Source organism: Mesorhizobium sp. M7A.T.Ca.US.000.02.2.1 (genome assembly GCF_003996995.1).
Classification (GTDB): domain Bacteria; phylum Pseudomonadota; class Alphaproteobacteria; order Rhizobiales; family Rhizobiaceae; genus Mesorhizobium.
On the sequence record NZ_RZTT01000354.1, the window covers coordinates 1 to 6,382 of the forward strand.

The 6,382-nt window shown below is 61.8% G+C and carries 10 protein-coding genes; 5 read left to right on the plus strand and 5 right to left on the minus strand.

What is annotated here, in order from left to right; genetic code table 11:
* From EOD15_RS26075 to EOD15_RS26085, 3 genes are all read left to right on the plus strand, one after another.
* Positions 1-473: LysR substrate-binding domain-containing protein (locus EOD15_RS26075; RefSeq protein ID WP_245463769.1), on the plus strand; the 473-nt coding region annotated here is incomplete at its 5' end.
* Positions 474-623: 150 nt separating this feature from the next.
* Positions 624-1,001, plus strand: coding sequence for an ester cyclase (locus EOD15_RS26080; RefSeq protein WP_127321422.1), 378 nt, complete (start codon positions 624-626; stop codon positions 999-1,001).
* A 123-nt stretch (positions 1,002-1,124) separates the two neighbouring features.
* Positions 1,125-2,180, plus strand: a complete 1,056-nt coding sequence (locus EOD15_RS26085; protein ID WP_127408970.1) for a YeiH family protein — start codon at positions 1,125-1,127, stop codon at positions 2,178-2,180.
* Positions 2,181-2,193: 13 nt separating this feature from the next.
* On the opposite strand, the gene EOD15_RS26090 is transcribed toward EOD15_RS26085, so the two are convergent.
* From EOD15_RS26090 to EOD15_RS26100, 3 genes are all read right to left on the minus strand, one after another.
* On the minus strand, positions 2,194-2,691 hold the full coding sequence (locus EOD15_RS26090) for a GAF domain-containing protein (protein ID WP_127323136.1): 498 nt from the start codon (positions 2,689-2,691) through the stop codon (positions 2,194-2,196).
* 262 nt (positions 2,692-2,953) lie between these two features.
* The gene (groL, locus tag EOD15_RS26095) at positions 2,954-4,585 is read right to left on the minus strand and encodes a chaperonin GroEL (RefSeq protein ID WP_127408971.1); all 1,632 of its coding nucleotides are present in this window, start codon (positions 4,583-4,585) and stop codon (positions 2,954-2,956) included.
* A 33-nt stretch (positions 4,586-4,618) separates the two neighbouring features.
* On the minus strand, positions 4,619-4,981 hold the full coding sequence (locus EOD15_RS26100; RefSeq protein ID WP_127321092.1) for a co-chaperone GroES: 363 nt from the start codon (positions 4,979-4,981) through the stop codon (positions 4,619-4,621).
* Positions 4,982-5,231: 250 nt separating this feature from the next.
* Between EOD15_RS26100 and EOD15_RS26105 the strand changes: the two genes are divergently transcribed.
* A complete protein-coding gene (locus tag EOD15_RS26105; protein WP_127269690.1) occupies positions 5,232-5,480 on the plus strand; it encodes a hypothetical protein in 249 nt (82 codons plus the stop codon).
* Positions 5,477-5,743, plus strand: coding sequence for a DUF1488 domain-containing protein (locus EOD15_RS26110; protein ID WP_127269692.1), 267 nt, complete (start codon positions 5,477-5,479; stop codon positions 5,741-5,743). Before EOD15_RS26105 ends, EOD15_RS26110 begins: the two co-directional genes overlap by 4 nt.
* A 28-nt stretch (positions 5,744-5,771) precedes the next feature.
* Here EOD15_RS26110 and EOD15_RS26115 read toward each other — a convergent pair whose 3' ends face one another.
* The gene (locus EOD15_RS26115) at positions 5,772-5,963 is read right to left on the minus strand and encodes a hypothetical protein (protein WP_127269694.1); all 192 of its coding nucleotides are present in this window, start codon (positions 5,961-5,963) and stop codon (positions 5,772-5,774) included.
* A 5-nt stretch (positions 5,964-5,968) separates the two neighbouring features.
* Positions 5,969-6,172, minus strand: a complete 204-nt coding sequence (locus EOD15_RS26120; protein WP_127321091.1) for a hypothetical protein — start codon at positions 6,170-6,172, stop codon at positions 5,969-5,971.
* Positions 6,173-6,382: the final 210 nt, after the last annotated feature.

A 6,382-nucleotide genomic window follows, 5' to 3' on the forward strand; every position in this document is an offset into this window, starting at 1 on the left:
TCGACGCCGGCGTGCGGCTGGGTGAACAGGTGGCGCGCGACATGATCGCGGTGCGCATCGCTCCCGACATGCGCATGGCGGTTGTCGGATCGCCGGCCTATTTCGCCAAATGGCCGAAGCCGCGTACGCCGCAGGACCTGACCAACCACAATTGCATCAATCTGCGGCTGCCGACCTATGGCGGGCTCTACGCCTGGGAGTTCGAGAAGGCCGGGCGCGAGCTGAAGGTGCGGGTCGAAGGCCAGTTGGTGTTCAATACGGCCGCGCTGCGCATGAACGCGGTGCTCGCCGGCCTCGGCCTTGCCTATCTGCCGGAGGAACAGGTGACGGCTCTACTGGCCGACGGCCGACTTGTGCGGGTGCTCGCCGACTGGTGCGCGCCTTTCCCCGGCTACCACCTCTATTACCCCAGCCGCCGGCAAGCGACGCCGGCCTTCTCGCTGCTGGTCGACGCGCTACGCTACCGAGGCTAGAACAGGAAACCGGGTTTCCGGAGGAGACATGCTCAAACGAGCAGATAGAGCCCCATCCCGATTCGGGAACAGGTTCTCCATCTGGACTGCGCCCGCAGTCGTTCTATCTTCCGGATCGAGCAGATATGACGAAAATCCGGAGCTATCGCCGTGACAGTGACCGACCTCTATCGAGGCTACATCGCTTGCCTCAACAATCAGGACTGGCAGAAGCTGCATCGCTTCGTTCATGACGAGGTGCACTACAATGGCGACCGCGTCGGGCTGTCGGGTTATCAAGAAATGCTGGAGCGCGATTTTCGGGAGATCCCAGACCTCTATTTCGACATCCAACTGCTGATCGCCGAACCGACGTTCATAGCCAGCCGGCTTCAATTCAACTGCACGCCGAAGGGAACCTTCTTCAGCCTGCCCATCAACGGCCGGAAGGTCACCTTCAGCGAGAACGTCTTCTATGAATTCCTCGACGACAGAATCAGGAATGTCTGGTCGGTGATCGACAAGGCGGCGATCGAAGCGCAGCTTTGATTCAGGCCGGCCAGAAGATGACGCCGATGGTTCGTAAAAATCGATCATTCTAACGAAAATAATTCGTTGGAAAGATCGGTTCGGGAATGACATTCTCCCAGTACACTCGCTTGGAGCATTGCATTGTCTTCCGTTTCCCACTTCGCGAACGATATTCCGAAAAGCGCGTTTCCTGCCGATCTGACACAAGGGCGAAAATCCCTCAACTGGAATGGCATCGCCCCCGGCATCGTCCTTGTCGCGATGATCACTGCCGTCGCCTTCTCGGCCCGCAACGTCTCCGGCTCCGCTTTGTTCAGCCCGATGATCCTCGCCGTCGTTGCCGGCATGATCTACTCCAACGTGCTGGGCACACCGGTGCACGCCAAAGCCGGGATCGCATTCTCGCAAAAGCGCCTGCTGCGCTTCGCCATCGTTCTGCTCGGTTTCCAGCTGACGCTGGGCCAGGTGATCTCGATCGGCGCCGGCGGCGTCGGCATTGTCGCGGCGACGCTTGGCGCCACCTTCGTTTTCACCACCACGCTCGGTCGGCTGATCGGCGTCGACGCCAAGCTGGCGCAGCTGATCGCCGCCGGCACCTCGATCTGCGGCGCCTCGGCCATCGTCGCCACCAACATCGTCACCGATGCGCGCGACGAGGACGTCACCTACGCCGTCGCCTCGATCACCTTGTTCGGCACCGTCGCCATGCTCGGCTTCCCGCTCATGGCGCCCATGCTCGGCCTCGACCAGCACGCTTTCGGCCTGTGGGCCGGTGCTTCGATCCATGAAGTGGCGCAAGTCATCGGCGCTGGCTTCCAGAACGGCACCCAGTCCGGCGAGATCGCTACCGTCGCCAAGCTGACCCGCGTCGCCATGCTGGCGCCGATGGTCGTCGCGCTCGGCCTGATGGCGCGCCGCAGGAGCAGCAGTGAGGTAGCGGCGCGGCCGCCCATGCCGTGGTTCGTCGCCTCCTTTGTCGCCATCGTGGCGCTGAACAGCCTCGTCACGGTGCCAGCCGAGGTGAAGTCGGCAGTGGCGCTCGCCACCACCATCATGCTGACCATGGGGCTGGCCGCCATGGGCCTGCAGGCCGACATCTCGCAGCTGCGCTCGCGCGGCCTGCGCCCGCTGGCGCTCGCCTTCTCGGCCTTCCTCTTCATCGGCTGCTTCAGCCTGATGCTGGTGAAATTCACCTAGTCTAAACCGCGCCTCAGTCCTCGAACGAACTCGACGCGGCATAGATCGCCGCCAGCGTCTCGATGCCGGCCTGGTCGGCCTTGTCGAAGCGGCCGGGCAGCGGGCTGTCGAGATCGAGCACGCCGAAGACGCCTTCATCGTCCTCGAGCAGCACCACCAGTTCCGAGCGCGAGTCGGCATCGCAGGCGATGTGGCCGGGAAAATCATGCACGTCCTTGATCAGCATCGAGGTGCCGAGTTCGACCGCCTTTCCGCACACGCCCTTGCCGACGGCGATGCGCACGCAGGCCGGCTTGCCCTGGAACGGCCCGAGCACCATTTCCTCGTCCGATTGCAGGAAATAGAACCCGGCCCAGTTGAGGTCCGGCACCATCTGGAAGATGAGTGCTGCGGTGTTGGCCGCATTGGCGATCGAATCGCGCTCGCCGTCGAGCAGCGCCTTAAGCTGAGTGGCGAGGTCGCGGTAGAACGCGGCCTTGTCTGAGGTGTCGATGGCCTTGGCCGCAAACATGAACGTGTCTCCGTATAGGGGATGGCGGTTCGTCCGATCGCTTGCCAAAGTCCGGCGAGCTCCGCAACCAGACGGCCGCCTGGACAGTCTAGCGTGGATTGCGTCCCCTCCGAAAGCCGCAAGATCAGGATTGCCTCCCGGCGCTGAGCCGGTCGGCAAGGCAGCTATGCGTAAACTTTGCGATGGATCATCTTGAGAATCATGACGGCCCCGATCGGGGGCCGCCATTCACATCTCAAACAGGTCGAACAAGTCCTGGTTTTTAGTAGCCTCCCATGCCGCCACCGCCGCCACCCGCAGGCGCGGCATCCTTGGCCGGGATGTCGGTGATCATCGCTTCGGCGGTGATCAGGAGGGCTGCGATCGAACCGGCATCCTGCAGTGCGGTGCGCACCACTTTCGCCGGATCCACGATGCCTGCCTTGATCATGTCGACATAGACCTCGTTCTGGGCGTCAAAACCCTGATTGTGGTCCTTGCTGTCGGTGAGCTTGCCGACGACGATGGAGCCCTCGACGCCGGAATTCTCGGCGATCTGGCGGATCGGCGCTTCAAGCGCCCGCAGCACGATCGTGATACCGGCCGTGACATCGGCATTGGCGCCGCTCAGGCCGCCAAGCACCGAGCGGGCACGCAGCAGAGCCACGCCGCCGCCGGGCACGATGCCTTCCTCGACCGCCGCGCGGGTGGCGTTCAGCGCATCGTCGATGCGGTCCTTCTTTTCCTTGACTTCCGACTCGGTGACGCCGCCGACGCGGATGACGGCTACGCCGCCGGAGAGCTTGGCCAGCCGCTCCTGCAGCTTTTCCTTGTCGTAGTCGGAGGTCGTCTCCTCGATCTGGCCCTTGATCTGGGCGACGCGCGCCTGGATGGTCGCCTTGGTGCCGGCCCCGTCGATGATCGTGGTGGTGTCCTTCTCGATCAGCACACGCTTGGCGCGGCCGAGCATCTCGATGGTGACGTTTTCGAGCTTGATGCCGAGGTCTTCCGAGATCATCTGGCCTGATGTCAGCACGGCGATGTCTTCCAGCATTGCCTTGCGGCGATCGCCGAAGCCCGGCGCCTTGACGGCCGCGACCTTGAGGCCGCCGCGCAGCTTGTTGACGACCAGCGTCGCCAGAGCCTCGCCCTCGACGTCCTCGGAGATGATCAGCAGCGGCCTGCCGCTCTGCACCACCGCTTCAAGGATCGGCAGCATCGCCTGCAGATTGCCGAGCTTCTTCTCGTGGATGAGGATGTAGGGCTCTTCCAACTCGACGCGCATCTTGTCGGCATTGGTGACGAAATAGGGCGAGAGATAGCCGCGGTCGAACTGCATGCCTTCGACGACGTCGAGTTCGGTCTCGGCGGTCTTGGCTTCCTCGACGGTGATGACGCCGTCATTGCCGACCTTGTCCATCGCCTTGGCGATCATCTCGCCGACGCTGGCATCGCCATTGGCGGCGATGGTGCCGACCTGTGCGATCTCGGCCGACGACTTGACCTTCTTGGCGCGCGCCTGGATTTCCTTGACCACGGCGGAAACCGCCTGGTCGATGCCGCGCTTCAAATCCATGGGGTTCATGCCGGCGGCGACCAGCTTGGCGCCTTCGCGCAGGATCGAGGCGGCCAGCACCGTGGCGGTGGTGGTGCCGTCACCGGCGAGGTCGTTGGTCTTCGAGGCCACTTCGCGCACCATCTGGGCGCCCATGTTCTCGAACTTGTCGGCAAGCTCGATTTCCTTGGCAACGGTGACGCCGTCCTTGGTGATGCGCGGCGCGCCATAGGCCTTGTCGATGATGACGTTGCGGCCCTTGGGGCCGAGCGTGACCTTCACCGCATTGGTGAGGATCTCGACGCCGCGCAGCATGCGGTCGCGCGCGTCGGTGGAGAATTTGATTTCCTTGGCAGACATGATTTTTATCCAGTTCGTTCGGAGAAAATGAGGTCAGGCAGCTTTCTTGGCGGCCACGGTCTTGTCGGTTGCGGCCGTCTCGCTCTTGTCGATGATGCCAGTCTCGCTCTTGTCGATGACGCCCATGATGTCGGCTTCCTTCATGATCAGAAGGTCCTCGCCGTCGATCTTGACCTCGGTGCCCGACCATTTGCCGAACAGGATGAAGTCGCCGGCCCTGACGTCGAGCGGAACAAGCGTGCCGTTTTCGTCGCGTGCGCCAGGGCCGACGGCGATGACTTCGCCCTCCTGCGGCTTTTCCTTGGCAGTGTCGGGAATGATGATCCCGCCCTTGGATTTGATATCGCCTTCGGCGCGACGAATGACGACGCGGTCGTGGAGTGGCCGAAATTTCATGGGAACTTTCTTTCTGGGGCCGGCACAGGCGGCCACGCCCCTCCTCTATAGACGCGTTGGCACTCGATAGATAGGAGTGCCAAAAATTATTCGCGGGCCAAATTAAATATTCAAAAGTATTATTTCAGCTGGCCGTTTCGTGATATCCGCAGAATGTCAAATAATTCAAAAGATTGAATTTTGCCGATCGAGTGCCTATTTATCGGACAAGTTCACTTTCACGATTTCAGGCACAAGGGAGATTTCTTCGATGGCCGAAGGCAATCAGACGATCATGGAAAAAGCTGAAGCCCGCTTTGTCGACAAGCAGAAGAAGACAGCGGAGAAAAACAAGGCGACCGCCGAATATATGTCCGAGGCAAGAGCCAGGGAGATCAAGACGGCAAGGCTGAGGGAGCTTCGGCTGGCCAAGGAAGAGGCCGATCGTGTCGCCGAGGCCCTCAATCCTACGCCGAAGAAGAAGCGGGCGACCAAGAAAGCCACGGAGGCCAAGACATGAGCCTCACCTTCCCCAACCCCAGCCGCAGCTATGACGAAGCGGGCCAGCGCATTCGTTTCGTCGGCCATGACGGCATGTTCCAGATCTCATTTTCCGTCGCTGCCGACGCCATGGCCAAGATGCGGCCGGGCACTGCTGCCGATGAAGCCGGTTATCTCCAGACATTCGACACCGAGAGCAGCGCCATCCGCGAGGTGGCGTCGAAGGCCTACGACCGCACCCGCAAGAGCATGTATGTGCTGACGGCGGCCGATTTCGGCTGAAATGGCGGCGAGTTGGCGCTGACCGCGATCAGGTCTTGCGCTCGGCCCTTTCGCGGCGTTTGACGTCGCGGACATTCATCTGCACGACCATGTCCTCGGCCTCGCGCGGCCCCATCCCGACCATCACCTTTTGCCGGACAACCGCAGGCTGGCCGGTGAAGACATCGATGATGCTCCAACTCTGGGGAAGCTCCATGCGCACCGTGTAGCGGTTGGCCATGCCGGTCAGCCTTGCATCGTGAAAAACACGGCGCCCAGGATCAGCACCGTCCAGGCGACGACCGACAGTTTCAGCACCATGCCGCCATGCGCAGCCAGAAGCTTCCGCAGGTGCGGCACACCTGCCGGCGAGATTGGTGCCGCCGCCAAGGCGACAGGGGTCTTGAGGCCAAGTTTTCCAAAAACGGGCAGCAGCGACGGTTCACGCACGAAAGGCCTCGAATGTCAGGAAAAAGCGAAGCAACAACGCTCGCCTCCCTTCCATAGCACTCTTTTCGCGAGCGCCTGCATGCCAAATTCAAGACAGGACTGCTTTGACGGCCGGTCCGTACTGCCTTCGCAACACACAATCTATTCGTGGGACCTGACTGCGCTCGGGGCAGATTGGGACGCCAAATTTTGGAGGCCTCGCCTCGGGAT

Bases quoted from the DNA above. Each gene is read 5' to 3' on its own strand.
- EOD15_RS26090 (WP_127323136.1), bottom strand. From the start codon at position 2,691: ATGTTTGCGGCCAAGGCCATCGACACCTCAGACAAGGCCGCGTTCTAC.
- groL (WP_127408971.1), bottom strand. From the start codon at position 4,585: ATGTCTGCCAAGGAAATCAAATTCTCCACCGACGCGCGCGACCGCATG.
- EOD15_RS26100 (WP_127321092.1), bottom strand. From the start codon at position 4,981: ATGAAATTTCGGCCACTCCACGACCGCGTCGTCATTCGTCGCGCCGAA.
- EOD15_RS26105 (WP_127269690.1), top strand. From the start codon at position 5,232: ATGGCCGAAGGCAATCAGACGATCATGGAAAAAGCTGAAGCCCGCTTT.
- EOD15_RS26110 (WP_127269692.1), top strand. From the start codon at position 5,477: ATGAGCCTCACCTTCCCCAACCCCAGCCGCAGCTATGACGAAGCGGGC.
- EOD15_RS26115 (WP_127269694.1), bottom strand. From the start codon at position 5,963: ATGGCCAACCGCTACACGGTGCGCATGGAGCTTCCCCAGAGTTGGAGC.